The organism is Paraburkholderia sp. XV (assembly GCF_020177535.1).
Taxonomy (GTDB): Bacteria; Pseudomonadota; Gammaproteobacteria; order Burkholderiales; family Burkholderiaceae; genus Paraburkholderia; species Paraburkholderia caribensis.
Map to the genome: position 1 here is coordinate 37196 of NZ_JAGUUD010000001.1, position 23676 is coordinate 60871.

General features: G+C 60.2%; 24 protein-coding genes and 1 pseudogene. 10 read left to right on the plus strand and 15 right to left on the minus strand.

What is annotated here, in order from left to right:
• Positions 1–4 precede the first annotated feature (4 nt).
• The 9 genes and pseudogenes from KFO72_RS00210 to ligD form a co-directional block, all read right to left on the minus strand.
• Positions 5–244 (minus strand): hypothetical protein, encoded by a 240-nt coding sequence (locus tag KFO72_RS00210; RefSeq protein ID WP_225031032.1) that lies wholly within the window; start codon positions 242–244, stop codon positions 5–7.
• A 246-nt stretch (positions 245–490) separates the two neighbouring features.
• A complete protein-coding gene (locus tag KFO72_RS00215; protein ID WP_225031027.1) occupies positions 491–925 on the minus strand; it encodes a hypothetical protein in 435 nt (144 codons plus the stop codon).
• A 19-nt stretch (positions 926–944) separates the two neighbouring features.
• Positions 945–1616: a hypothetical protein gene (locus KFO72_RS00220; RefSeq protein WP_225031033.1), complete on the minus strand. Its 672-nt coding sequence runs from the start codon at positions 1614–1616 to the stop codon at positions 945–947.
• Positions 1617–1632: 16 nt separating this feature from the next.
• Positions 1633–1917, minus strand: a complete 285-nt coding sequence (locus KFO72_RS00225) for a hypothetical protein (RefSeq protein ID WP_225031034.1) — start codon at positions 1915–1917, stop codon at positions 1633–1635.
• Between the two features lie 47 nt (positions 1918–1964).
• Entirely contained in the window at positions 1965–2177 is a 213-nt protein-coding gene (locus KFO72_RS00230; RefSeq protein WP_225031035.1) for a hypothetical protein, read from the minus strand.
• Positions 2178–2224: 47 nt separating this feature from the next.
• Positions 2225–2545 carry a type II toxin-antitoxin system PemK/MazF family toxin gene (locus KFO72_RS00235; protein ID WP_028371700.1) on the minus strand — a complete coding sequence of 107 codons (321 nt, stop codon included), beginning with the start codon at positions 2543–2545 and terminating at the stop codon, positions 2225–2227.
• Positions 2539–2787 carry an AbrB/MazE/SpoVT family DNA-binding domain-containing protein gene (locus tag KFO72_RS00240; protein WP_225031036.1) on the minus strand — a complete coding sequence of 83 codons (249 nt, stop codon included), beginning with the start codon at positions 2785–2787 and terminating at the stop codon, positions 2539–2541. The genes KFO72_RS00235 and KFO72_RS00240 overlap by 7 nt, the downstream gene beginning before the upstream one ends.
• Before the next feature lie 109 nt (positions 2788–2896).
• Positions 2897–3568, minus strand: a complete 672-nt coding sequence (locus KFO72_RS00245) for a tyrosine-type recombinase/integrase (protein ID WP_412101750.1) — start codon at positions 3566–3568, stop codon at positions 2897–2899.
• Positions 3569–3812: 244 nt separating this feature from the next.
• A pseudogene (gene ligD, locus KFO72_RS00255) lies at positions 3813–5678 on the minus strand (DNA ligase D).
• Between the two features lie 149 nt (positions 5679–5827).
• On the opposite strand from ligD, the gene KFO72_RS00260 reads away from it, so the two are divergent.
• From KFO72_RS00260 to KFO72_RS00275, 4 genes are all read left to right on the plus strand, one after another.
• Positions 5828–6754, plus strand: a complete 927-nt coding sequence (locus KFO72_RS00260) for a Ku protein (protein WP_225031040.1) — start codon at positions 5828–5830, stop codon at positions 6752–6754.
• Position 6755: 1 nt separating this feature from the next.
• Positions 6756–7574, plus strand: coding sequence for a tetratricopeptide repeat protein (locus KFO72_RS00265; protein ID WP_225031041.1), 819 nt, complete (start codon positions 6756–6758; stop codon positions 7572–7574).
• 73 nt (positions 7575–7647) lie between these two features.
• Positions 7648–7863 (plus strand): hypothetical protein, encoded by a 216-nt coding sequence (locus tag KFO72_RS00270; RefSeq protein ID WP_225031042.1) that lies wholly within the window; start codon positions 7648–7650, stop codon positions 7861–7863.
• Between the two features lie 446 nt (positions 7864–8309).
• Complete coding sequence (locus KFO72_RS00275) at positions 8310–8447, plus strand: hypothetical protein (protein ID WP_225031043.1); 138 nt, start codon at positions 8310–8312, stop codon at positions 8445–8447.
• Positions 8448–8593: 146 nt separating this feature from the next.
• On the opposite strand, the gene KFO72_RS00280 is transcribed toward KFO72_RS00275, so the two are convergent.
• On the minus strand, positions 8594–10447 hold the full coding sequence (locus KFO72_RS00280; RefSeq protein WP_225031044.1) for an MAC/perforin domain-containing protein: 1854 nt from the start codon (positions 10445–10447) through the stop codon (positions 8594–8596).
• A 339-nt stretch (positions 10448–10786) separates the two neighbouring features.
• Between KFO72_RS00280 and KFO72_RS00285 the strand changes: the two genes are divergently transcribed.
• Positions 10787–11413, plus strand: a complete 627-nt coding sequence (locus KFO72_RS00285) for a class I SAM-dependent methyltransferase (protein WP_225031045.1) — start codon at positions 10787–10789, stop codon at positions 11411–11413.
• A gap of 659 nt (positions 11414–12072) precedes the next feature.
• Here the strand turns inward: KFO72_RS00285 and KFO72_RS00290 are convergent.
• From KFO72_RS00290 to KFO72_RS00300, 3 genes are read right to left on the minus strand one after another with little or no spacing between them, the layout of a single operon-like run.
• The gene (locus tag KFO72_RS00290; RefSeq protein WP_225031046.1) at positions 12073–12582 is read right to left on the minus strand and encodes a hypothetical protein; all 510 of its coding nucleotides are present in this window, start codon (positions 12580–12582) and stop codon (positions 12073–12075) included.
• Positions 12579–14234: a polyprenyl synthetase family protein gene (locus KFO72_RS42185; RefSeq protein WP_225031047.1), complete on the minus strand. Its 1656-nt coding sequence runs from the start codon at positions 14232–14234 to the stop codon at positions 12579–12581. The genes KFO72_RS00290 and KFO72_RS42185 overlap by 4 nt, the downstream gene beginning before the upstream one ends.
• Positions 14224–15306 carry a hypothetical protein gene (locus KFO72_RS00300; protein WP_225031048.1) on the minus strand — a complete coding sequence of 361 codons (1083 nt, stop codon included), beginning with the start codon at positions 15304–15306 and terminating at the stop codon, positions 14224–14226. Before KFO72_RS00300 ends, KFO72_RS42185 begins: the two co-directional genes overlap by 11 nt.
• A gap of 286 nt (positions 15307–15592) precedes the next feature.
• Here KFO72_RS00300 and KFO72_RS00305 point away from each other — a divergent pair, with 286 nt between their 5' ends.
• The 5 genes from KFO72_RS00305 to KFO72_RS00325 all read left to right on the plus strand — a co-directional run bounded on the left by KFO72_RS00305 (position 15593) and on the right by KFO72_RS00325 (position 20929).
• Complete coding sequence (locus KFO72_RS00305; RefSeq protein WP_225031049.1) at positions 15593–16459, plus strand: hypothetical protein; 867 nt, start codon at positions 15593–15595, stop codon at positions 16457–16459.
• Entirely contained in the window at positions 16456–18189 is a 1734-nt protein-coding gene (locus KFO72_RS00310) for a hypothetical protein (protein WP_225031050.1), read from the plus strand. Before KFO72_RS00305 ends, KFO72_RS00310 begins: the two co-directional genes overlap by 4 nt.
• An 83-nt stretch (positions 18190–18272) precedes the next feature.
• A complete protein-coding gene (locus tag KFO72_RS00315; RefSeq protein ID WP_225031051.1) occupies positions 18273–19634 on the plus strand; it encodes a hypothetical protein in 1362 nt (453 codons plus the stop codon).
• A 21-nt stretch (positions 19635–19655) separates the two neighbouring features.
• A complete protein-coding gene (locus tag KFO72_RS00320; protein WP_225031052.1) occupies positions 19656–20201 on the plus strand; it encodes a hypothetical protein in 546 nt (181 codons plus the stop codon).
• A gap of 11 nt (positions 20202–20212) precedes the next feature.
• Complete coding sequence (locus KFO72_RS00325; RefSeq protein ID WP_225031053.1) at positions 20213–20929, plus strand: hypothetical protein; 717 nt, start codon at positions 20213–20215, stop codon at positions 20927–20929.
• On the opposite strand, the gene KFO72_RS00330 is transcribed toward KFO72_RS00325, so the two are convergent.
• On the minus strand, positions 20926–21297 hold the full coding sequence (locus KFO72_RS00330; RefSeq protein WP_225031054.1) for a hypothetical protein: 372 nt from the start codon (positions 21295–21297) through the stop codon (positions 20926–20928). The two genes, KFO72_RS00325 and KFO72_RS00330, sit on opposite strands and share 4 nt — an antisense overlap.
• Positions 21298–21358: 61 nt before the next feature.
• Entirely contained in the window at positions 21359–22369 is a 1011-nt protein-coding gene (gene ispH / locus KFO72_RS00335; protein WP_225031055.1) for a 4-hydroxy-3-methylbut-2-enyl diphosphate reductase, read from the minus strand.
• Positions 22370–23676: the final 1307 nt, after the last annotated feature.

Consider the following 23676-nt stretch of genomic DNA (forward strand, 5'->3'; position numbering starts at 1 on the left):
TAGATCACTGGAGTACGTCTGTGGGACGCACTCCAGTGAAGAACGTACCATCGGGATTCACCGCGATAAACCCGAAGCCGGGACCGTCGTATTTCGGGTCACGCGCTATGTATAGCTTCTCGACCTCGTCATACTGCCACTTCCCCTTGCCGAACAACTTGTCCATGAACCCCGGCATGTCCTTCGCAATCTCTGCGCTCAGTGCTGCGAGCGTTGCATCGCTAATTTGTGTCGTCTTTTTCATGCTTTTCCTGCTCTCGTTCGTATCCGGGCTGGTGAAATGGGATCGGTCGGATGACCACCACAAACTCGACACCAGAACACGCCTTCGGACGATTGATCGGTTGGAGTGAGCTTATGACCAATCATCTCTCTATCCTCGTTGTAGTAAAGCGGATCGAGGCAGGGCATTGCGCTCCAATCGATAACTCCCTTCCGAACTCGGCCCACGGGCGTTTTCCTGATTTTCCTATGCTTGAACGCGTGCGGACTACATGTCGCCCCGCTCAATATCCGTCTTTCCGTTAGCATCGATGGAGAGCCTGAAAAATTTCGTTTCGCCCGGCCGGAGCACAGTCTCGCGCTGCGTCCATTCGCTCTTTCCGAACGCACAGAGACCTTTGCCCTGCGGATCTCGCCCGACGCGAAGCAGCACCTCTCCGGGAGAAATCGAAAAACGGGATGTTTCTCCAACGTCGAGGCGTGCCGCCAGCGTCCCATTGATTGCGACTGCGTAGAAGCAACCGCTACCACCGAATCCAATATCACGAGTGACGACCAGTGTCCCGTTATATGGTGCGCTTTTTTCCTGGAACGCAAGAAGTCGACTGGTAGGAGCCGCCTTCGCGGTCGTAGCCGGTATCGGCTCCGACGCGCATCCCGCGAGAAGGATAAAGGCGACAACACTCGCGCTGGCTCTAATCATTTGTTTTCCGTTGTGTTGCTTACCAAGCTGGCGAGAACGAGCCCGGTTTCAAAATCAGGTTCATGAAGTGGTGCGTCGTCAACGCGACTGATCGCTTTTTGGGTCGCTTAACGACTTCGAACGCGCCCAATTCACGCTCGACTATCAATCCGCATTCGACCGGCACTTCCGACGCCTCGGCAGTACCGGCAGGAACGACGTAATAGACGACTTCGGCAATTCTCGCGTACCCGGCGCGCTTTTCAGCGCGGGCCACATCAGCGAGAAAATCCGCGCGACTAACTTTCACTTCATCCACGCACGGGTTGATGCGCTTCGCGTCGTAGGTCGTAGCCATTGAGAACACGTCGGGCCGAATGGCCTGCCTACCACCCGTCTCAAGGTCTACCAGTAGCTCGACGTTCTCCCACGTGACGCGACCGTTATCACGACGCCACGCGGCGACGCGGCCAGCAAGATCATGATGCGGCTTGCGGCGCTCGACTTCACGCGCCTTTTCTGCCGCAAGCTCTTGCTCGCCTGCTTGCATGATGCGGAAGCAAACACCGGAGCCTAAGCGTTCGAAGCGCTCCACCAAGCCGAGCGCAGCGAGGTCCAAGTCAATGCCGTCCGTCATCCCGGCACCGCCGTTTGCTCGACCCTGCCAATAGAAGCGCAACCGCTTGTAGTGTTGGCGAGAAAGCGTCGTCATCGCGTTTTCCGCGCCGCTACGAGAAAGATACAAATTCACCAATACGGCCCGAGCGGCTTTTTGTCGAAAAGACGAAACCAAATGCGTCGGAACCTTGGACCTCGACGCAATCGAACAAAATGATGTGCTTGTTCTTTCCGTCCGTAAGCTCGACCGCTGTGGGTTGTGACTTGCCCGTGTCTACCCCATCGGTAGGGAGAAGGACATACAGCGCTCCCATTTCGGGTGGGGTTCCGTCCATAAGTCTCGCCTTGTAGGCAACTATCTGGTCAGCACCAATTTTGATCGTCAAGGTTTTCATCTGCTGTGTTTCCCAGTGCCGCGTGTGGCGGCTGATTCTCCGATCGCTTAAGCGACAGTCTGCTTTTGGATTGAACGTGTCGTATCGAGGCCGCGCAGGTTCGTATGCTCGGTGACGGTGTACCTAGCGATCACCTTGCCCACGGGAGTGACCTCTTCATACTCGTCGATCTCGGTCTGCCCCATCGTTCCTTTCGTGCGCGAGCCCACGTGGCGCAACTCATTCGCGGGCGCGACGCCCAGTTCTTCCTTCAGATTCATAGTTCGCTTATCCGTTGTTCAGTGCCGGTCGCGCCGGCGAATTTTCCCTATTCTGCAAAGACTTCCTGCAAGGTTCGCAGGGTGTCCAACAACGTCTTATCGGCCACTGCGCCCTCTTTCTTAACGAGGCGCACCTTGTCTACTGCGCGAATCTGATCCAGAAGGATCAAGCCCTGTTTGCGCTTGAACGTCACGGGAATCCGAAACGGCGCAGGACGCCCCTTGGAAGTCATCGGCGCGACGACGACTGTGCGCAAGTGATCGTGCATTTCGGGAGGCGAAACGACGACACAGGGGCGCGTCTTTTGAATCTCGCTACCAAGCGTCGGATCGAGCGCAACCAACCAGACTTCCCCGCGCATCACCATGTAAGCTCCGCGTCATCGGCATTCGAAAACTCGCCCATGACCAGCGCATCGTCGCCACTCTCTGCCAGAGCCTTGCTCGCATCCGCCCAACCCTCACGGGCCTTGTGCTTCGGACGGCGCAAAACAATCGCGTCGTTCTCGACTTCCATATCCACTTCGCTCTCCAACCCGAGTTGCGCAAGGACGGGCTTCGGAATCAGCACGCCCTGCGAGTTCCCCATTCTGCGAATCGTCGTTCTCATGACACCTCCAAAGTAACAACAATGTTAAACCATATGGCAGCGAAAGTAAAGACAATGTTATTACGTCCGGTGTTTCATGTCCGGCCGCCTAACCAAGGACTGATGGCTCTCATAAAACGTCGCAAAACATCTGCCGGAGCCTTTTATCGGACACGGCAAGATAGGGCAAAACGTGGTCAAGTTCGGCATGGCCCAGAAGCTGCTGCACCGTCTCGATATCGTGCCCTTGCTCAACGAGGTTACTGGCAAACGAGCGTCGGCCCGAATGGGACGATCCACCGCGTATCCCCGCATCCCTGTAGAGCTTTGTGACGTGCGATTGCAGGCTGTCACAGGCAGAGTAATCGACATGCTCCCCGGCCTCGTTGATGCGGCGCCTGGTGTTCATCGCAAACTTGCGACCCTTGCCAGCAAGGACCAGGCAACTTGACGGCACGAGTCCGCGATAGCGCTCTGCGGTTAGCTCGGTTCCCATGTCGCGCGCAATGCGGTGATTCAGGTAGCACTCCAGAGCCGAAACCGTTTTCGGATGCGTGAGATAGACGCATCGCTGCCTACAGCCCTTCGTAATTGCGGCCCGAAGACTGACCTCTGAACGGATCGCGCCCGAAGGGAACAACACGTCTTGAACCTCAATCTGAGCTATTTCGCTGACGCGCATTCCGCACGTAATTCCTAGCAGGAGAACGAGACAATCGCGCTCAGGATGGCGCGATGTTGCCGCCGTGACGGCGAGTAGATGCCGGATTTGAGCCGGTCGAAGTGTTGCAGCTTGAGCCATGCGCCCCTCTGAATGGGATTGGTTGATGACGTATTCAGAGAGAGATTTGATGAGCGTCTTTTTCAAGCGTATCACGGCTTGTTTGTTCGATTCCTCGGAAAAACCGCCGACGAGAAAACAATGGGCCGGCGAAATGATCCTGCCCATTACGAGGGCCGAGGCAAAACCCGAGAGAGCCACAGGATGTGCGGCGGCTAGAGTCGATGCCTCGTATCGAGGCGACGGACGGCGCGATGATTGACGGTCAACCGGCCGCACGAATCAATCGCCGCATTTTGTCGGTGAAAACCTGGTGACCGGTGCCGGCGGTCTTTTCGCCTGACCTCAGCCTGGCTTCTGCCATGCCAGTCACGACGTTCCAATCGGCGGCACCACTGAGTTCCGGCAACTCGTCCCACCGGACCGGCATCGATACCGGAAGCCCGAGCCTGGCGCGCGGCGACAAGGCGACCGCTGTTGTAGCACCCCTCCCGTTCCGCAGGTAATCCACGAAGACCTTTCCAATTCGGTTTCGCGGGCCTGACACAGCCGAGAACCGTTGCGGGATGATCTTCGCGAGATGCCGAGCAATCGCATGACTGAATCCCTTCACCTCCTGCCACGTATGGACCGGCGCAAGGGGCACGATGATGTGCACGCCCTTCCCTCCGCTGGTCTTGCAGTGCGAGTGCAGTCCGAGTTCCTCCAGCACCACCCGCGTGAGCGTTGCGGCTTCAACCATAACGCTCCAGTCGAGTTGCGGATCGGGGTCGAGATCGAGAATGAAGCGGTCGGGATGATCGAGGTCGGGCGCAGACGCGTTTCACGCGTGAATCTCGATCGTGTTGAGTTGCGCAAGCTCCAGCAACGCTTCTCGCGTGTTCGCAACCAGTAGCGGCGCATGACCGGGGTGCATCGACTCCGCCAACTGCGTAACGGCTTTCAGGCGCTGCCCTTCTGCGTGCTTTTGATAGAACATCTCACCCTCGATACCATCAGGCGCGCGCACGAGCATGAGGGGCCGATCCTTGATGTGGGGCAAGAGGTAGTCGGCGACGGCGTCAAAATATCGGGCGACGTCCGCTTTCGTCAGGCCTGTCGATGGATCAACGATGCGCGAAGCGTTGGTAATTGTTGGTACACGCACGCTCGAACCCGCGTCAGCAAGGCTACTTGTCGCTCGCGCGGCGACGGGCTTCTCTTCGTGAACATCGCCCGCTTCCTTGTCCTCGCGCAGCGCCTTCAGGACGCCATGCCGGATCTCCCCAGACGAGGTCCATTCGAGGAACGATACTTCGACAACTGCTTGTGGGCGCATCCAGACGAGGGTGCAGCCGCGCTCGGGCTTCGGAGGGTTAAAGAACGGCGGCTCGTGAACTGGCTCCAGACGCGCGTGCAACTCGCGCATCTGTGTGGGCCGCAACGTAGCCTTGACCGAACCGGCGAAGCGGAACCCGCCATCACGCTCGTAGACGCCCAGCAACAACGAGCGCATGCCTGTGGCTGCTCCCGCGCTTCGGCTGATACCGCCAACGACGAACTCTTGCCGTTGGAGGCACTTGACCTTGATCCAGTCGGGCGAACGGCCTTCCGTATACGGGCGGTCGACGCGTTTGCCGATAAGCCCCTCAAGTCCCATCCGGCAGGCGGAATCGAGCAAGGATTCGACGCCCTCGGTGAACGTGTTGCTGAGCCGTATGTGTGGGTCGTCGACGCTCGAGAGCAGTTGCTTCAGTGCGGCCTGCCGGTCACTGAGTCGCAACTGCCGAAGGTCGCGGCCGTCCAGAAACATCAGGTCAAAAGCGAAAAACGTCAGCCCAGCCGTGCGGCGACGGGCAAACGCATTCTGCAGCGCGGAGAAGTCGGGAATGTCGGCCTTGTTGAGCGCTACCACCTCGCCATCGATCCACGCCTGGCGGACCGGCAGCGCCGCGAGTGCACCAGCGAGTGCAGGCATGCGCTCAGTCCAGTCATGTCCGTTGCGTGTGAAGAGCGTTACCGAACCGTTGTCGATACGGCAGAGCATCCTGTAGCCGTCGAATTTGATCTCGTACGACCAGTTCGGACCGACTGGCGGGCGATCGACCAGCGTAGCGAGTTGCGGTCGGATGATGTCCGGCAGCTTGTCCATCTGGCTCTCGCCCGTCTGTTCGGCTACTCTCGTTCTACGCGCCACCCCGCACACCTCCCGAAATCTATCGGCGTCGCACTGACTGTTCCAGCCGGGCGCGCTGGCCGGGAAATTGCTGAACCGTGAGCGCCTGCAAACGGGAGAATGCCATGGCCGCTCGGCGTTCGATTGCTTCGATGACGATCAGCTTCGGGCTTGTCTCGATTCCATGCCGCATGTTCTCGGCGACCGAATCAAAGTCTGCCGTCTCTTTCAACATGCTGCACAAGGATTGCGGCGCCCGGGTGCGCCAGCAGCTCTACTGCCCCGCCCACCAAGCCGTCATCGAGCGTTCAGATACCGTCAAAGGATACGAGTTCGAGAAGGACAAGTACGTCGTTTTCGAGCCGTCCGAGCTCGAGGCCTTCGAGGCGACCGCCAGCCACAGCATCGACATTGTCGCCTTCCTTCCGGCCGACGCGATTGATCCGATCTATTTCGACAAGGCTTACTATCTCGGCCCCGACAAGCGCGGCGCGAAGCCTTACCAGCTACTCGCGCAGGCGATGACCGAAACCGGCACCTGCGCGCTCGCCAAGTTTGTCATGAAGGGAAAACAGAACGTCGCGCAGGTGCGTGCCGGACCGGACGGGCTCATCCTCCAGCAGCTTCTATACGCCGACGAGGTACGGGCGCAGTCGGCGATCGGAATTGACAAGCCGGAGGTGCAGCCAGCGGAACTGAAGCTCGCCGAACAGCTTATCGAGCAGTACCGCGTCGATTCGTATGACCCGACGCAGTTCAAGGACGAGGAAAAGGAGCGCCTGCTCGCCGCGATAGACCAGAAAATCGCGGGCAAGAAGATCACCCTGCAGCCAGCGGCGCAGCCCGAGGGCGCGGAGATCATCGACCTCGTCGAGGCTCTGCGGGCCAGCCTGAAGGGACAAGGTACGGCGGCCATGAAGCAAAAGCCGGAGGCGGCGGCGCCTGTCGCCGAGCCGGCGGCACCGAAGCAGCGCAAGTCGGCCCGCCGCAGTTCGACTGCGGACGTACCCGCCGCGCCCGCACCGGCAAGAAAGACAGGAACCCGCAAATAGCATGACCCGCGAAGAACGTTTTCGCATGCGTGACGTGCAGCGGATGCTGGGCGTCTCGCGAACCGTGATTACCCAGCTCGTCGCAGGCGGCTTCGTCCAGCCGGCGCGCGGCCATGGCCGGGAGACACTGTTTTCGTTCCGCGACGTCGTCATGCTGCGCACGGCCCATTCGTTGAGAAAGGCGGGCATCCCGCCGCGAAAGATCGTCCGGGCACTGGAAAACCTGCGCGCGACCTGGTCACCCGACAAGGACCTCACGGCCATCCGGATCACTGCCGTCGGCGCCGACGTCGCCGTGCAGGACCGTGCCGGGCCGTGGGACGCCCACACTGGCCAGTTACTGTTGGATTTTGAGCCGACGCCGGTATGTGGCGGTACCGGCAACGTCACGGAGATTCAAAAGCGCCGCGCGCCCGACGAATTCGCGGACGCTGCCGCGAGGGAAGCTGAGGGCGATATGGACGGCGCCGAAGCCGGCTACCGGCGCGCCATTGAATCGGACCGGACCTATCTCGACGCGTATCTCAACCTTGGATGCCTGCTGTCGGAGTGCGGCCGCTACGACGACGCTATAGAGGTATGGCGTAACGCCTTGCTCGAAAACCCGGACCATCACCTGCTTCACTTCAATCTCGGCGTGGCGCTGGAAGACTCGGGCCGCCTCGAACAAGCCCTCATCGCATACCGGCGCAGCATCGAACTGAAACACGATTTCGCAGACGCGCATTTCAACGCGGCGCGCATCCATGAGGAACTGGGCCAGCAGACACAGGCGATCCGCCACTACAACGCCTACCGGACATTGAACCGCGACGGTTGACGGGCCCCGCGCCCGCCGGGCATCGGGCTTGCTGTCCCCTTTTTGTATTGTCCGATTGACAGGGAGGTAAGTTATGGCAGAGCAGCACAAACCCGGCGAGATCGTAAAAACGTCCGGCATCTACAAGGTCGTGCACGAAGGCGACAGCCGGGCATCGTTCGAAGTGACATGCGTCGAGGGGGAACATTTCCCGCCGACACGTACTGGGAAAGGCGCGGTCTATGAGCTTGTGCACGGTGCGACGCATTCGCACAAGCACAGCGAACTTGGTAGCGGCGACAAGACGTGAAAGGAGAAAAAGGGGCCAGCGGCAAGCCGCTGGCCCGAAGGCATTCTGGCCGTCCGGTAAGCCGCGCCAGAACGTGAGAGGCTTGCAGGGTAACCGGAACGCGGACCGTCTAATTCGTGAAGATGAGATCGCACAAGACGCGTAATCCGCGGTTGGTGCCCGCGCCCCACGTGTTAAAGACGCGTCGGCTGGAATCGTCCCGGTGCTGCACTTGACTTGCGCAGGGTGCGCCGTAGGCTGGGGTCTTCTTCAAGCAGAGTCGCCCGTCGAAATTGAACAAATTCATCGTTGGAAAATGGCCCTCGCCGTGGGCGTGCGACCCACACCTTCCGGTCCGTGTCGCAATCGCCGCCCAAGAGCGCGCAATCGTAATCCTTCACCAACGCGTCGACGAATCGTGGATTCATTTCGAACAGAAAGACGACGCATACGTCAGGGACCTGATCATGGACGAAATTGACATGGTCATTGAAGACCCCAAAGCGTACGGGATGCGGAGTCGCGGCGACATTCCTGCTGCCTGGGTGTATGACGAGGCACATCCTGGTGAAGTGAATATCGGCTGTCCCGTCACAGCGCAATGACCGTCATGCTGCGGCCAGGAGGCGTCGTTCAATTGAACCGTCGCCCAGACTCTCAAACGACGGCTCAAGCACGGAAATCGGCCGTTCAATTAGCGATGTAGGAACAGTGCCACCGCCGTCCACGAGTCAAATTCAGCACATCGACCTTAATCGGAATAGGCGGAATCTACTTTCACGGAAAATGAAGATACCTCCCACCCAGCATCGACGGAAAGAGTTTGTGAAAGATGGACTTGAGCTCCCTCCGTACTAATCCAGTATGAAGGGATCATGAGCTGTTTGGTGTTCGACTGCTTAGATTTGAGATTTGCAGTCACCGTATAAGATCCACAGCTCCGAGGGGTCGGGAGTGTTACCGAAAATAGAAGCATCCATTTGCCCGTGCCGAGATTTTTGGCCGGCTCCTGTTGGAGCGACGCGCTTACTTTGTTCTGCGGGATGCTCGGGAGCGGTGGTAAAAGAGAACGGTCAGGGACCGAAATACGGAAGGCCGAAAAATGAAGCAGACTGTAACCGCATCTATTTCCGCCGACGGCACTCGGATGACGTGTCAAATACGCAAATACACCGTCATTTTGGGCGTCTGGGCTGGCTTTGCCAGCCAATTGCGCAGCAAAACCTTCCGCGTTTCCTCCATCTTGAGGACAAGGAATATGGTGGCCGACAGCGAAATTTCCTAACCTACCACCGGCACCGTCATGTTCCCCTTGATATCCCCAAGCAGCAGAGAAAGATACCTCTGGCCACGGCTTTATATCAAACTTAACTTCCTCTCCGAAGAGTCGCCGCGCGAGCAGCCCCTTGTCGGGCTCCGTGAGGTCAACGTCTCCGCCCGCATTTTCACGAGTTGCTGAGGAAGCAACTCCTAGGAAGTTGCGTACGCGGTATTGAAAGAAGCTCTCCCCCGATACCGTTATTGGAGAGATAGTGCTCGACATCGCTTCCGCAAGGGCAACACGCGATTCCGATATTTGATATAGCAAGTAAGGCCGCATTGCAGATGCTGCCTCGCGAAGGCTGGGCGCTAGCACCGCCGTCGAAGATAAGATTGACTCAACGGCGACAAGCTTCTCGTGCAGCATGTCGATAGAGAATGCGGTTGATTCGATGTCCGGAGGATACGGATAATCAAGGTTCGTATTGTTATCGGCTGGCCAGTTTATTGCCTCCCGCAGACTTGCCATGTCGGCCGTGATTGGGACCGTGCTACCGTCTAACCCGGTCGTACCCTTCACTTCGTTGGGAAATCCTCTTATTCTTTCGATCAGGGATTCTGTCGTTATCGTGAAAACGCCGTCCTGATTGTTGCCCGTGCTCCCGCCTGACTGCGCATAGGTAATCTTGACACTCCGCCCGGATGTGACTTTCATGACCGAAGTTTCCATGTTGGCCTCGCCACGTGCGGCGCCTACAGCGCCCTTTATTTCACTGTGGAACTTTTCTAGATCGGTCTGAGAATTCGACGTGAACTCAAGTATGGCTGCCAACTCGCCACCATATCTAACAGTTCTTGCGAAGCAGGTCCCGTATTTTTCAACAAGTGAAGAGTACTGCTTCTTACTTATTAGACGCAGGATGTCATCTACTAATATGGCGTTTTCTATAGTTTCTTCTTTGGCGATCATTCGCATTTTGAACACCACATATGCACTCGATCGCTCAATTGTCGTGCTTTTGAAGAGACTCAGACTTGCGCTTCCGCCAGATATACCTTGTGCTCCATACGCGGCGGACAAGGAAAGGCTGAGCGTATTGGCCATTCGCGAGTAATCCTCGACATACTCGAAGACGTACTCTGGCCGAATTGAGGGCACAATCTTCTGGACAGTCGGATCTTTTTTAATCGCCCTATTGCGTGCCGTGTTGGTACGGGGTTCATATCCGATCCCCACATAGACAGATCCACCAACAGGGATGGTCGTGGCGACGGCGGAAGCTACCGTCGGACCGCTTTCGTCGAACCGACGAATAGACTGTAGTGATTCGCCCTGCCTGTCCATTTTTTTGCTCCTTACACTTTGACAGCCAAAGTGCACAATGGACCTAACAAGAACCAGACGTATGTGCCCTTCCGCACATAGCGTGCAAGTGAAGACGGACTTTTCGTGCTGCCTGACCGCCATCCCTGGCCCCTTCTGCTTGGAAGCGGACGCTGCGGCCGCACCCGTTTGAGTGGCCGCTCAGGGTCGATTATGCGTTTTGCATAAGTCGAGCGCCCAATGCGATCGTCGCGCTCGGCTGTCGGGCGCTAGCCGGCCAATTCCAGACATTGGGTCGGCGGCACTGAATTGGTGACAATCTGGCAAACTACGCGAAGCAGCGATACGTGGAGGGCGGTGGTGTCCATCGATGTAAAAGGCACGGAAGGCTACGCGGAGAATGCACAATCGCTCATCCGGCAATGGCAAGACGTCTCGTTTGCGGAACACCATGAGCCCATCATGCATCTGGTTCCGACGCACCCGGCCTGCATTCTCGACGTTGGAGCTGGTATCGGAACCGACGCCGCTGCTTTTGCGGCGATGGGGCATACAGTCGTAGCGGTCGAGCCGGTGGACGCGTTGCGCGCTGCCGGAATGAGGCTGCAGCCGTCTCCCCGGATCGAATGGCTGGACGATAGCCTGCCGGATCTCGCGACTCTGCGTTCGAGACGAAAGGAATTTGACTTCGTGATGCTGTCCGCCGTTTGGATGCACCTTAACGAAGACGAGCGTCGTTGGGCGATACCGAACGTGAGCGCTCTTCTGTGCGACGGCGCCGTGCTGGTCATGTCCTTGCGTCATGGCCCGGTTCCGGAAGGACGACGGATGTTCGACGTTTCGGCGGAAGAGACCATTCGACTCGCAAGTGCTTATGGTTTGCGAACCGTGCTGAACGTCCGGACCGAATCCATCCAACATGGAAATCGGCGCATTGGCGTGACGTGGACCCGACTGGCCTTCGTCAAAGACGGCCCACTGGGCTAACCTCGGCTGTCAACATCAGGCAATAGACGGCCAATAGTTGCCATTCGCGCAACACACAAGGCCGTCATTGCAATGGCCGGTTCACTTCGGAACCGGTCGGATGCCCCGATGGAAGCAACCTCGGCTAGTGAATCTTCTATTACTTCTTCAATGCCAACCCGGCAAAGACTACAGCATCGGCAGACGGGCGCGAGTTCCGGCGCGACGATGGCGTGAACGAGGCGACCTTTTTGAGACTGCGTTCGCGTTGAACATCTGTAGCTAGCTTCGTTATAGGTGGGCCTCTATGGGACATGCAGACAATCCAAGGCACATTTCGCGACGGATTTCGATGCCGCGGTTTGATAGGCGCGCGTAACGCAAACTGATTTCCAGACAGGCTCCAGCGCCTTCCTTTCTTTTCGTGGAATGAACTTGAGAGTTGTCCGGTCGGATCTTGCATTTGCGGGCAAAAGCGGCGGTGTGGTTAAGGTAATCCTCAGCGCCTCGGACTATAACGGTTAGCGATCTGCATCATCTGGCGGACCTTTTCAAGGACGGCGTTTAACGCTAAGGCGTCAGCGTCTCAGCGCTTCAATCGCGACTTGCGTTGTCGCATTACTGTTAGAATGGTCTGGTACTGTCTCTGTTCGGCACATAGGCACGAAATGTTTCGTGCCTCAGCCGGCCGGCGAGGAGTGCTCGCCGTCCTTGAAAAGCGGCAAGATACTCATCAGCGCACCCAGCACGCAGTCCCGGTAGAGGTAGAGCCCTCCGGAGAGCGACGGTAGCGTCTCGTCGACGGCAAGCACCGCCGGCATCACCGTGCGCCACGTCTCGGGCGCGAGCGCGTGGGACCCGTCCAGATGCGCGGCGAAGCGGTCGAACAGACTGGACACGCGCTGCAGCGCAGCCGCATCGAGCACACTGTCGAGCACAGGCGGCGGATCGCCGTCCAGCATGAAGTCCTCCCATTCCATCAGGTCGAACAGGAACTGGCCTCCTTTATATAGCGGCGAGGTGGACAATGCGTCGAGCAGCGTCCGCGCCGTCTCCGGGTGCGCCTCGCGGTACGCTATTCCGCGCCGCCCGAGCGTGCACAGCACGACTCGCAGCCATGCGTGGCCGTTGCCGAGGCTTTCCAGCAACCGACCTTCAGCTGAGTTGAGAGGTTCGGGATGGTCGATCATAGAGCGCGCGTGGTCACGTAGTGTGCAATCTGGCGCAGCACCGCTTTCGCCTCGTTGTCGGGAATGAAGGAAAGGTCGGACTCGAAGCGCGTCACACCTTCCAGTGCAAGTTTGTCGGCCACTTCGATCGCGTAGTCGATCGAGCCGAAGCGCTTCATGGCGGCAAGCATTTCTTCGGCGTGCTCGCGGCCCTTCTTCACGCGCGGCAATTTGTTGATCCGGCTCATCGCTTCGCGCGTGCGCGGATCCGCAGTGCGAAAGAGGTGAATCATCATGACCGTGCGCTTACCCTCGAGCAGATCGCCAAGACTTTCCTTTCCGTAAAGTGCTTCCTCGCCAATCAGATTGAGTACATCGTCCTGAATCTGAAACGCGACGCCAATCGCGCGAAATGCAGCGTTAAATCGATCGAGGAGTTCGGGCGCGCCGACCCCCGCGCATACCGCACCCATCCGGCACGGCGTGATGCACGTATACCAGCCCGTCTTTTGCGTGCTCATCGAGAAGTAATCCGCGTCGTGCCGTGGCACCGCATTGCGATGGATCCAGCCTAGTTCGACTGCCTGGCCTTCCACAGTTTCGCGGCACATATGCATGATCTCGTGGATTAGCGCGAGCGTACGCGCAAGTCCAAGGGTGGGCAGGTTGGATAGTACCGCGTCGACCGCGAACAGATTGAGCCCATCGCCGGCGTTCACGGCAAGCGCCACGCCATGTTCGGCATGCAAGGTCGGCTTTCCGCGGCGGCTTTCCGATTCGTCGGCGATATCATCGTGAATCAGAAAACCGTTGTGAAACAGTTCGATCGCGGCCGCGGCGCGTACGGCTTCCTCGGCGCGCCCACCTAGTGCAACGCAGGTGGCGATGGTGAGCGTAGGACGCAGACCCTTGCCTTCGCGCACCGGGTAGGCACGCATCAGGTCGTAGAGTTCGGCCGCTGGCTCCCGCTTCGGGATGATGTCAAGAATTTCCTCCACGACCCGCATCTTGAACGCCTTCATGGTTTCCAGCAGGTCATTGTCCTGCACTGTCGGCCACGCCCACCAGGCACTCGAATTCCGCCCATCCCACAGCGCGTAGGCGGGCTGTGTCATCGGCAGGCCGTTATAATCGACGGCGAGGTCGGCAGGACTGCGGCGATCCAGGTATTCGAGCGCGGACCAACGGGAGTGACGCGGCGGCGGCCACGTGCCGGCTTCGCTCACTACATCGCGCGGCGTGCTGGGACGGCCCCAGCGTTGCGGCTGCCGTGCGCGCCAGTCCTGCCACAACGCCTGCACCGCCCGCAAGCCCGCACCGCGCTGCGCCAACAGACTGAAACAGCGCCAGCTCGCCAGAACCGCCTCGCGCTCGCCGCGCACGTCGAGACTGCCGGCCCATATCTCGTCTACTGGCTTGCGTGCGAGGTCGAACAACAGATTCATGCCCCGGTCGTCGAAGTACACTTCCACCGCGCTCTCGCCGGGCAGGCCTTCGGTCGCCCACAGGCGACTGTGACGTGCGGATAGTGCAGCCTTGCTGCCATCGCCGAAGTGTAGGCCGAGCGTGAACGGGCCGAGTTCAACTGCCGCAGCCGCTACGATCGCTGGCGCCCTGGAACTGAGCGCCTCCACGGTAGCAATCAGCAGCGCGGCCGCACGCTCAGTCTCCACCGGCTCCCCCGGCGAATTCGGCGATGCCGCGCGTCTCGAACGCGAAATCGGCTCCATTCAGGCGCCCATGCACCCGTACAGGGCCGATCACCTCGTGCACGCTGAATGGTTGCAAGCTCGTTTCCGAAGGAATCACGACGCGCGCGGCGGAGTCGACATCGAGATCGATGAGCAGACGGTCGTCGCCCTGAGCACCGGTTATCACGAGGCGTGAGGGAATCGGCGCCATCGGCGCCACGCCGAACAGGTTGGCGAGCTCGGGCACCTGGCGCACTTTGTCGCGCGATAGCTGGCCACGCACGGCCATGCTGACGTTGCGGCGCGCGAAGTGCCGGACCATGCGTCCGTCGCGCCAAAGCATCAACGATGCGGTCGTCGCGCCGACGGGCGCGGGGGGATTGATAAAAGTAAACACTAGGGCCCAGGCTGGCGGTGCGGTTGGCCCGTCGGCGAGCGCTTTGGTTGGCGCATTGGCAAATCCAAACACCCAGCCGCCCAGCTCCGGCCAGCCCCAAAAACCGCGGACCCGTTCGTGGTAGCCGACCGCTCGCGCGAGGCGTCGCGTACCGTCCTTGAACGACCACTCGCCTTGTGCCGTCACGCCCGTTTCGGACTGCCAGCGCAAGTGCTGGTCATCCGCGAAGGGCGCGCATTGACTCACGCACGGATGGCTCGTTCGCGACAACAGGAGATCGACCGCGGGAGCGCCAGCCACCGCGGCGAGACGCAAAGGCGTGGCCTGACCGTGATCGTGGGGCTGGTGGAAAGCGGACCACAAGGGCGCGGCAGTTCTCGCGTTGAACTGGCTCGCTTCCCAGCCCGAATCGCGCCGATGAAGCAGGAGGATGGTGGTGCACTGTGGTGCTCGCGCATCCTCAGCGCATGCCGGGCCGAGCCAAGCAACGTTGGCGACGAGGCCCAGTTCGCCGTCCGTGGAAAGCAACGCATAGTGGAGCCACCGACGCTCGAGCGTGCGCGTCATCGGCGTGTCGGGAAATGGCCCACGAGGCCCCAACGCATGGTGGACGGCGCGGCTCTTTTCGTTGGCGCGGCGGCGAATGTTGGCAGGCATTGCCTTGGATTCCCCTTGCTCGTTGTCGCCTTCTTCTGGAACCGCCAGCTCGAATGGTTGTACTCTCGCAGCGGCTCAATACGTTTTAGCACGTGCCGCACGCCACAAGGAAAAACGCTGCGTCGATAAGTCAAGGTTGACGAGGTTGATCACACTCACTCGCGGCGCGAGTTCTTATGCTAGCTCACTTGCCAATACATGGCTATTTGGGAATGGACTTCTATAATGCGTCGAGAAGACGGAGTGAAAGTGGACCGATGTACTCAGGCAGTGCGGGAGGGACGGCATGACGGAGACTTCCGAAAAGAACGCTGGCCACGGCCCAGGCAAAGATCCGCGCAAGGCTCCAGTCAAACGCTCGGCCAAGCCCAGCAGCGCAACAGCGACCGCGCTCAGCACGCCGCGCTTTGCGCGCCTCGAAATCGACAGTCATCGCTCGCTGGCCAATGCGCAGGCCGAAATTGCAAAGCGCATAAATGCCAATTCTGGCTGGGGTGCGATGCTGATGATCAACCCTGTGCTCGCCTTCAAGGATTTGGGGGTGAATGTCTCCGCCAGAATGGCTGATCACATCTTACGAAGCATTCAGTATCGTGCGCCTCTACGTGCGCGGCGCGCGGCGCTGGAGAATTCGCTAGCGCAAACGCTCGGCGAGACGCCTCGGCCCAACGATCGGAAGTGGCTCGCCAACGTCCTCTTCAAACGTCTCGAACTGCCGCCGCTCGCCTGCGGGGAACACGAGCCCGTCTACCTCCCGACCCTCGCTGATGCCGCCATCCGGACTGCCGCATCGCTGCGCCCCGCCACTCCACCGCGCCCGCGCTATCCCGAGGCGCGTCGTTTCGCTGCACGTAACCGTGTGGCCGTGACTCCCTGGCACGCAACAGTGAGATATCTGGATCTGGATGCACCCTTGCCGGCGTTGCATGAAGCATCGAGTGCGCCGCACGAAGTGGCTGTCGAGCAGTTGTATTTCTACAAGGACAGCCATCCGACAGTGCGCGACCTGCTTGAACTAGTCATGCTCCAGCACCAGGGCTTCGCTTTTCAGAAGCCCGATGCGTATCGCAAGATCCGCGATGGCGTGAAGCACAACGCCTTCCGTGCCTGGATCACGGGCGTGCAGTTCAAGACCTCGGGCGAGGACGCATGAGCCTCACGGCAAATTTCGACTACTGTGTTGAACTGGGCATCGGGCCCGTACGTTCCATCTTCCATCTGGCCTTCAAGAACGAGCAGCGCTTTCCACACAATGTCGGCCCGTTCGTGCGCAACTTTTCCGGACGCACGGTAAATGTTTCCGTGTTTGTTCTGGATGACGACACCGATCCCGCCGATCTGACCTTTGCGGACCCCAAGCACATCAGCTTCTCGTTCCCGTTCGACATCACCGTGGAAGTGCCGGACGCACCCGATCCGTCGTTGAGCCGCATAACCTTGAAGTCGCGCGTGAACGTTCCAGCGCTGCTTTCCAGTTGGACCGAGGATGGCGCGGACGTGCTCGGACTCGACTTCGCCGGCGTCACACCGTCCGACGTCGATATCGTCAGTCTGGATGGTCTCCCCTCGCTGGATGCCTCAAGCTTCGAGGCTGCCGTGCACAGCCGATATGCGGCCATGAGCACTCACAGTTTCAGCTTTGCGGGCAACACGCTGCTGCTGTACGACGGCAGCCGGGACCCTGGGCTCGACCCGCCCAATGCGGCCACGCCGTTCGAGATCACAACGGCGCTGGAAGACCACGGTGGCATCCAGTTTGTGAAACTCACCGCGCCGATTCATGTCTCTGTGCCGTTAGCGGCGGGATACCAGTCTTACGGGCGAATCCAATTCTGGCGCGAAGTGGTGTCCGGCGAGACCACAGTGACCGTGAACATGGCCCAGGAACCCGCGGATGCATCGCTCAAAACCGTGGTGGAGCTCGATCAAGCTTCATTCGCGCGCGACGCGATCATCGCGGCCCTCACGCCGATGGCCGTGAATGCGCTGGCTGGCTTCGGAACGATCACGGAGCCAGCATTCAGCGACGCGGGCGCGCGCACCCTGCTGCAGAACGAGATTGCCAACTATCTGCAACCGTTGCGCTTTCCAGTCTACACGCCGCGCTCGGGCGATCCGAACGTGCCGCTGTCGACGCCCGTCGGCTTCCTGCTCCCGGCCGACGGCGTGCTGGCAATTCTGATGAACCGTCGCGACGACACGGTAGCGGACAGTGCGCCGGACAATTTTCTTGGCGGCCGGCAAGTGGCGCTGGCGGTGGGACGCGCACGGTTCATGGAGTTCATCGCAGCAGCCATCCAAGCGCAATTTCCGGGGCTGAACAATGGCGGCGCGGAAGTCCATACCTCCCAGGGCGACGCCACGCTCAAATCGCTTTCAGTGGATCCCTCCGATCCGGGCGAGCACGATCAGGGCCGCGGTCATCTGTGGACGAGCGGCGAAGCGGAAGTGCACATCGACTGCTGGCCCGATCCGGACGTCAGCTTCGCCGGGCCGATTTTCCTGAATGCCACTGCGACCGAGACCGACCAGGCATGCAGTCTGGATATCGATGCCCAGGCGGGCGATTTTGACTTTGATGAGAGCTGCTGCGACGTTTTCCTCGACCTTATCATCCCGATCGTCGGCTGGATGATGCTCGCAGTTGTGGAAAGTACCATCGGCGACGTGGGCGGTGAACTGGCGGGGCAAATCGCCGGCGAGCAGGGCCGCACGATCAACGCGATTCCGCCTGTGGTCAACGGTGTAGCAGAGGTGCAGGCCTGTCTCGAAGATTTGCTAGTACAGCGTCAAGGCGTCGTGCTGCCGGGCAAGCTGCGCGTGCGGCGGCTAGGCACGAGCTTCGAGGATCTTGCGGCGAATGGCGATTTGCCGCGTCCATAGTGCGGCGGGCACTCGATTGACCTGAACACAATACGTTGCGCCCCGTTTTGACAGGACGCGCGGTCAGGATAGGAGCGGTGAACATGGCAAATCAAATCAGGACGGTCCGTGGATTCGTTGTGCGGATGGAAGTTGGTCGCGCCGGATTGGTGGTGGCTCGGTTGCTGGAAGACTCGGGTGACACCAGCGAGTATCAGATCGAAGACTTGGATGCAGACCCAGAGCGGTTCAATGAACGGCTCTCCAAGCTCGGCATCCTGCGCGATGCGATGAACCGGGCCGAACCGGTCGAGATCGAGTACTTGACAGGTGAAGGCGGCGACGGCCCCCGTATGCTCGATCGCGTCGTGCGTATCACGCGCGACAGTGTGGCCGCATTTGGCAAGCTGGACACAGTCGATGGTTTCGTGACCGACCTTCAGCTATTCGCGGAGAACCGCACCGGCGCCCAAGCCGAACAGGCCGACCGCGCTGAAATCAGTTTATTGACGGGTGCGCTCGCTACCTCGAACCTCGTCCTCGATATGCAGGTGCCAGAAAGACACACGGCGCGTGCGCAGTTCGACTGGGTGCTCGCCGCCTACCGCAACGGCGAGGCGGTCCGGCTCTGGTTCGATGCACAGACGCGCCGCGTGGTGGCGGTCGGCGCCAGCCATGGCAGCGCTGACGACAACAAGACCGGCGCGCAGCTTATCGACGGCTTCGTGGAATCCCTCTCGCTTTGCGTGCCTGGCGTGGCTGGAGGGAATCTCGCGCGAGTCCGGTTCACGACGGCGCCGGCCTTCTTCGGCAACGGCAACTATGTGCCCCTCGCGCCCTTCGTGCCGGTCACCCTCGATTTCGTGGTTCCCAAAGGATCGGATGGCTACCGCCTGTTCGAGGCAGGGCTGCGTGACAATTTACGCATGCAGGTGCGGGCAGTCCCGCTTGCCCAGGCGGCAAGCGACACACCGCCCAAGCAGTCCGTGGAAGCACCCGCGCCGGCAGCGGCCGACACGCGCGCCGCCTCGCAGGACGCCGGCCTCGCGGACTACTGGCTCGCATGTTGTCCGGTGTTGCTTGCGCCGCTTGCGTCCGCATCGCGTCCGGTATGGATCCGCATCGCCCGCGAAACGCTCGACCATGGTATCGAGGGCGTCGCCTGCACCGAAGGCCTGCCCTCGAACGACCTGAGCCCGCTGACGCTACGCGACCTCAGGATTCCGTACCCAGCGCAGTGGACTGGGTGGGGTTGCTTCAACCATGGCGTCTACCGCTTCCAGTTCCAATTGGATGTACCCTTCAGGTTGTGTGTGGATGACGAACCGCTTTGCCTACATGTCGATGCGGACGGCAAAACACGCTTCGCTCATGCGTGCCTTTGCGGCGAATGTGAAGTGGTGGTGAGCCTCGAAGAATGGACTTGTGACAAGACATTCTCGATGGACGTCTATCGACTGCGTTGAACACCTTGACGGGAGACAGTCATGGCCGATCCAGACAAGAAAGAAGTGACCGTGCGGCAGGTCGACGGCGAGCGCTTCGCACTGGACCATCATGGGCAGGTGGCGCTCACAGGACACGAATGCGCGCCGCCGATGCAGCACAGCGCGCAGATCGTGCACAGGACGCCGGCCCATCAGCCGCTGGTGCATATGGTGTGCTGGGGCGAAGAGCGAGCCTGCGAGGTCGAGGTGAAAGGCCGCGTCCTGTTGGCGGGCGACGCAGAGGCGCCGGTGCAGGTGCGCATCGCGCATGACTTCACGACCGAACATCGTCAGCGGCATCGCGTCGAGCCAGTGGATCATACCCTGCATGTGGACTCGCAGCTCGTCAGGCCGATTCACCATGCACTGCAAATGCGCACGCCGCTGCAAATGCGATTTTGCAATCCGTGGCACCTCGCTTCCGACTACGTGATGGAAATCCGTCTGGGCGACAGGCCGCTCGTCACCGTGCACCTCACCGGCGCCACTGTGGCTACACCCCAGCCCTGCGAGGATCTCGACCCTTGCGCTACTGGCCGAACCTGACAAGGACCACGATGACTGACGATACAAGGAACGGAAAGCAGGATGGCAATCCAACCGGACAGGACTCGGAGACTACGGCCCGCGAACTTGCCGACAGCCTGGGCCAAGTCATCCATTCGGCACTCGGCGTGGGAGTCGCGCTCAGCCGTCTGGCCGCCAAGGCCACCGGCAGCGGCAGCGGCAGCGGCAGCGAGGAGCAGCCAGCGGCCGGGGCGGGACCTGTCAGCGTCATCGTGCATTACAGTCTGACCGCGGTACGCAACATGACCGGCACTTTGACAGGCATCTTGCCCGATCTGATGCCCTCCGTGAATGTCAGGCCCGTATCCGCCGATGGCTCGGCGGCGCCCGGCGCTCACGCACCGGCCAGCAACTCCGCCATGGGCGCGATGGTACCGAGCGTGCATCAGGGTGCAACGCTGCGCGTTCCCCTGTCCGTGCAGAACCCCGCGAACGAGCCCCTTCTCGCGCTCACGCCACGCTGCGAGTCGCTTGAATTCACCGGTTCGGACAGTGCTCATGTGCTCACGCACGACGCATTCCACTTCGCGCCGGCCGCTCTATCCGTCGCCGGGCGGGACTTCGAGAAGCTCACCGTACTGGTCGACGTGCCGGCGGATGCCGCGCCCGGCCGCTACACGGCGCGGATCGACTCGCCCGAAGGCGGGCTCGCGCTCAGGCTGGACTTCGACATTCTCGAAGCAGAGCACACTCCACCCGGGGCCTAGTCCTCGGCTGGTTTCAGTTGCTCTGGCACGGCGAGCGGCGGACGTGGCTCGTCAACGAACCCTTCGATCATCCGCACGAGTGTCGTATAGGCCACTGACCCCACGTCCGCGACGAGGTCGACTGCGCGGTGCATGTCTCGGCGCAAAGCGCCCGGCAGAGGTTCGTCGCGCCCGCGTTTCAAGGCCTCCGCAGAAATCGTGCTGTCGCGTAGCTTTTCGGAAATACTGACTGCCATCGCAAGTTCTCGCTCCAGCACGAGCGCAGCGGATTCCCCCAAATGGCGCGCGTCGCGTGCCAGCGTGCGCACCGAGCGCACCACATCTTCCAGCCCGGTCGGCTTTTCCGCAGCAAGACCTGGTTCGTCCATGATTCTCTTCTCCAGTCAGCGCCGACAGACAACATGCCGGCAATGCTCTTCATGCTTGTCACTACATGTGCCCGGGAGCGCCTCTCTCGGCTGTCTCGAGCATGCGTCGGGGTGCCGCTTGCCGCTCGTGCTGAAGGCCTCGTGGTAGGCGGAAGACGATGTGCTCCACCTCGCCGAACTCTCGCACCGGCAAGGGCCCAAACGTGTACTGCAAATGTGCGAGCAGCGCCTGCAACACGTCCTCTGGCGAAGATGCGCCGGCCGTAATGCCTAGGTGCTCGCAGCCGTCGAGCCAGCTGCCGTCGAAGGCTTCCACACCGCTTAGCAAATGAGCGCGCGCGCCGCATGCAAGGGCCACTTCCACCAGACGGAGCGAATTCGAACTGTTCTGCGCGCCCAATACGAGGATCGTGTCGCAACGGCGGGCCAGCTCCGTCATCGCACGTTGGCGATTGTCCGTCGCATAGCAGATGTGGGCTTTAGGCGGTTCCATGAGCAACGGGAAGCGCTGGCGCAGGATCGCCAGCACGCTTTCCGTGTCGAGCACCGAAAGTGTCGTTTGCGTGGCGCAGGCCACTCGCTCCGGATCAGGGACCGAGACCTGCCGGGCATCCTCCTCATTCTGCACCAGCACTATCTTGCCCGTGCACTCAGATCCGCCATCGCCTTGAAAATGCCCCATGCTGCCGAGCGTCTCGGCGTGACCGCGATGTCCGATATAAATGACGCTGTTTCCCTGCCGGGCGTGACGGGCGATCTCGAGATGGACCTTGGTAACGAGCGGACAAGTGCCGTCGAACACCCGAAGCCCGCGCGCCTGAGCCGCCTTCTCGACGTCCGCTGGCGTGCCGTGTGCGCTGAAGATCAGCACCGCGCCATTCGGCACCTCGTCGAGGGACTCCACAAAAACTGCTCCGCGTGCACGCAGATGATTCAACACGTGAGGGTTGTGCACGATTTCGTGGCGCACGTGCACCGGCGCGCCAAACTGGTTCAGAGCCTGCTCGACCACCGCGATTGCGCGATCGACGCCGGCGCAGAAACCCCTGGGATTGGCAAGATAGATGTCCATTTGCCGGTGCTCGTCGAGTGACACGATTTGGATCTCAACGACCCTGCGATTCTGGCGGGCCGAAGAACGCAAATAATACTTACCCAAGTATAGGTGGTTGTAGTGCAATTTCGATGCGTCGGCGGTCGCGTTCGAGCAATTGACGAGCACGGGTCAATGAGCAAGCTGAACGGCATCGGCACCTCGCGCACCTGCACTCGAGCACGGCACAGCGTCGGCATTTTCGATGTCATAGTGTCGCACCATTTCAAGAATTGAAATGGGCACCGGCACGAGCGTGAAAAATCACGCAAGCGATCTTATCTGATGTCGCGGGCAAACTGACATGTCAATCACCTCACTTGCTTCGGTTGCGTTCCCGGCTTTGGTGCGCTGACGCGGGTGCCGCGTGCGTGGATGCGGACACCTCAGGTTTCACCTGTTTGTCGACCTCGTCAAGGTTCCATACAGTTTGCGCACCACGCCGATCAACAACGAATTGGATGGCACGAACGTCACGCGTTCATCGGCGCGTCCGGCTCTTCAGAGCCAGCTCGATAGAACCCTCCAGTTCTGCCTGCGCAATGTCATGAGCTAACGTCAAGAGTGGTGGTGCGACACGTGTCGCCGTCAGCCGCGCGTCAAGCGGCATGTAGTAGGCGGTAAAGCTCGTTTTTGCCTTCTTACGCGCGGCGAACGTATTGTTTGCGGTGCCGTAACCTGCTGTACGACCAGCAGTTGCCTATCCGGACATGCGTTCTCGGTAACGGGTCGGTGTGAAGCTCCGGAGACAACGTGCCTCTCGATTGACGACTCACCCCGGTGACGTGGAAGGAGTCGACACTGCCAGCCGCCGCGCGGTGTGAGGTGCCAGGCAAGTTCCGCATGCGCAACGTAAGTGAACTGTTGTAACCCTCGTTATGACGATTGGGCCAAAGCGGCTGAAAGGCCCAGACCAAAAGGTATGCAGCCGGTTGTTTCCGTCACCACTGGAAATACGTCGTCACAAGTGCTGCTGGGGGAAAGGCAGGCGCTAAACGGATAGGCCCGGGGACATTCGGGTCGGCAATGACGGGAACGTGGTAAGTCCAATTGTCCGCCCACGCCGGAAATTTGGCTATGGCAGGTGACCCGTGAGGGAAGCTGTTGGGCAAGTGGATATGAGAACGCGGAAAAAGCGAATGGCGGGCGGTAATAGTTCGCATAGGGGTTCAAGATTTGCCCTGACTTGAAAGAGTGCAGACTTCCGCGTGGTGCAGTTGTCGCAGGTCCACGTCTGAGATTCATCGAGGGGAAGCTTGTGAGAGACCGGTATCACCACGGTTCAG

Coding starts and splice junctions, on each gene's coding strand:
- KFO72_RS00210 (WP_225031032.1), bottom strand. CDS start 244: ATGAAAAAGACGACACAAATTAGCGATGCAACGCTCGCAGCACTGAGC.
- KFO72_RS00215 (WP_225031027.1), bottom strand. CDS start 925: ATGATTAGAGCCAGCGCGAGTGTTGTCGCCTTTATCCTTCTCGCGGGA.
- KFO72_RS00220 (WP_225031033.1), bottom strand. CDS start 1,616: ATGACGACGCTTTCTCGCCAACACTACAAGCGGTTGCGCTTCTATTGG.
- KFO72_RS00225 (WP_225031034.1), bottom strand. CDS start 1,917: ATGAAAACCTTGACGATCAAAATTGGTGCTGACCAGATAGTTGCCTAC.
- KFO72_RS00230 (WP_225031035.1), bottom strand. CDS start 2,177: ATGAATCTGAAGGAAGAACTGGGCGTCGCGCCCGCGAATGAGTTGCGC.
- KFO72_RS00235 (WP_028371700.1), bottom strand. CDS start 2,545: ATGGTGATGCGCGGGGAAGTCTGGTTGGTTGCGCTCGATCCGACGCTT.
- KFO72_RS00240 (WP_225031036.1), bottom strand. CDS start 2,787: ATGAGAACGACGATTCGCAGAATGGGGAACTCGCAGGGCGTGCTGATT.
- KFO72_RS00245 (WP_412101750.1), bottom strand. CDS start 3,568: ATGGCTCAAGCTGCAACACTTCGACCGGCTCAAATCCGGCATCTACTC.
- KFO72_RS00260 (WP_225031040.1), top strand. CDS start 5,828: ATGGCCGCTCGGCGTTCGATTGCTTCGATGACGATCAGCTTCGGGCTT.
- KFO72_RS00265 (WP_225031041.1), top strand. CDS start 6,756: ATGACCCGCGAAGAACGTTTTCGCATGCGTGACGTGCAGCGGATGCTG.
- KFO72_RS00270 (WP_225031042.1), top strand. CDS start 7,648: ATGGCAGAGCAGCACAAACCCGGCGAGATCGTAAAAACGTCCGGCATC.
- KFO72_RS00275 (WP_225031043.1), top strand. CDS start 8,310: ATGGACGAAATTGACATGGTCATTGAAGACCCCAAAGCGTACGGGATG.
- KFO72_RS00280 (WP_225031044.1), bottom strand. CDS start 10,447: ATGGACAGGCAGGGCGAATCACTACAGTCTATTCGTCGGTTCGACGAA.
- KFO72_RS00290 (WP_225031046.1), bottom strand. CDS start 12,582: ATGATCGACCATCCCGAACCTCTCAACTCAGCTGAAGGTCGGTTGCTG.
- KFO72_RS00300 (WP_225031048.1), bottom strand. CDS start 15,306: ATGCCTGCCAACATTCGCCGCCGCGCCAACGAAAAGAGCCGCGCCGTC.
- KFO72_RS00305 (WP_225031049.1), top strand. CDS start 15,593: ATGACGGAGACTTCCGAAAAGAACGCTGGCCACGGCCCAGGCAAAGAT.
- KFO72_RS00310 (WP_225031050.1), top strand. CDS start 16,456: ATGAGCCTCACGGCAAATTTCGACTACTGTGTTGAACTGGGCATCGGG.
- KFO72_RS00315 (WP_225031051.1), top strand. CDS start 18,273: ATGGCAAATCAAATCAGGACGGTCCGTGGATTCGTTGTGCGGATGGAA.
- KFO72_RS00320 (WP_225031052.1), top strand. CDS start 19,656: ATGGCCGATCCAGACAAGAAAGAAGTGACCGTGCGGCAGGTCGACGGC.
- KFO72_RS00325 (WP_225031053.1), top strand. CDS start 20,213: ATGACTGACGATACAAGGAACGGAAAGCAGGATGGCAATCCAACCGGA.
- KFO72_RS00330 (WP_225031054.1), bottom strand. CDS start 21,297: ATGGACGAACCAGGTCTTGCTGCGGAAAAGCCGACCGGGCTGGAAGAT.
- ispH (WP_225031055.1), bottom strand. CDS start 22,369: ATGGACATCTATCTTGCCAATCCCAGGGGTTTCTGCGCCGGCGTCGAT.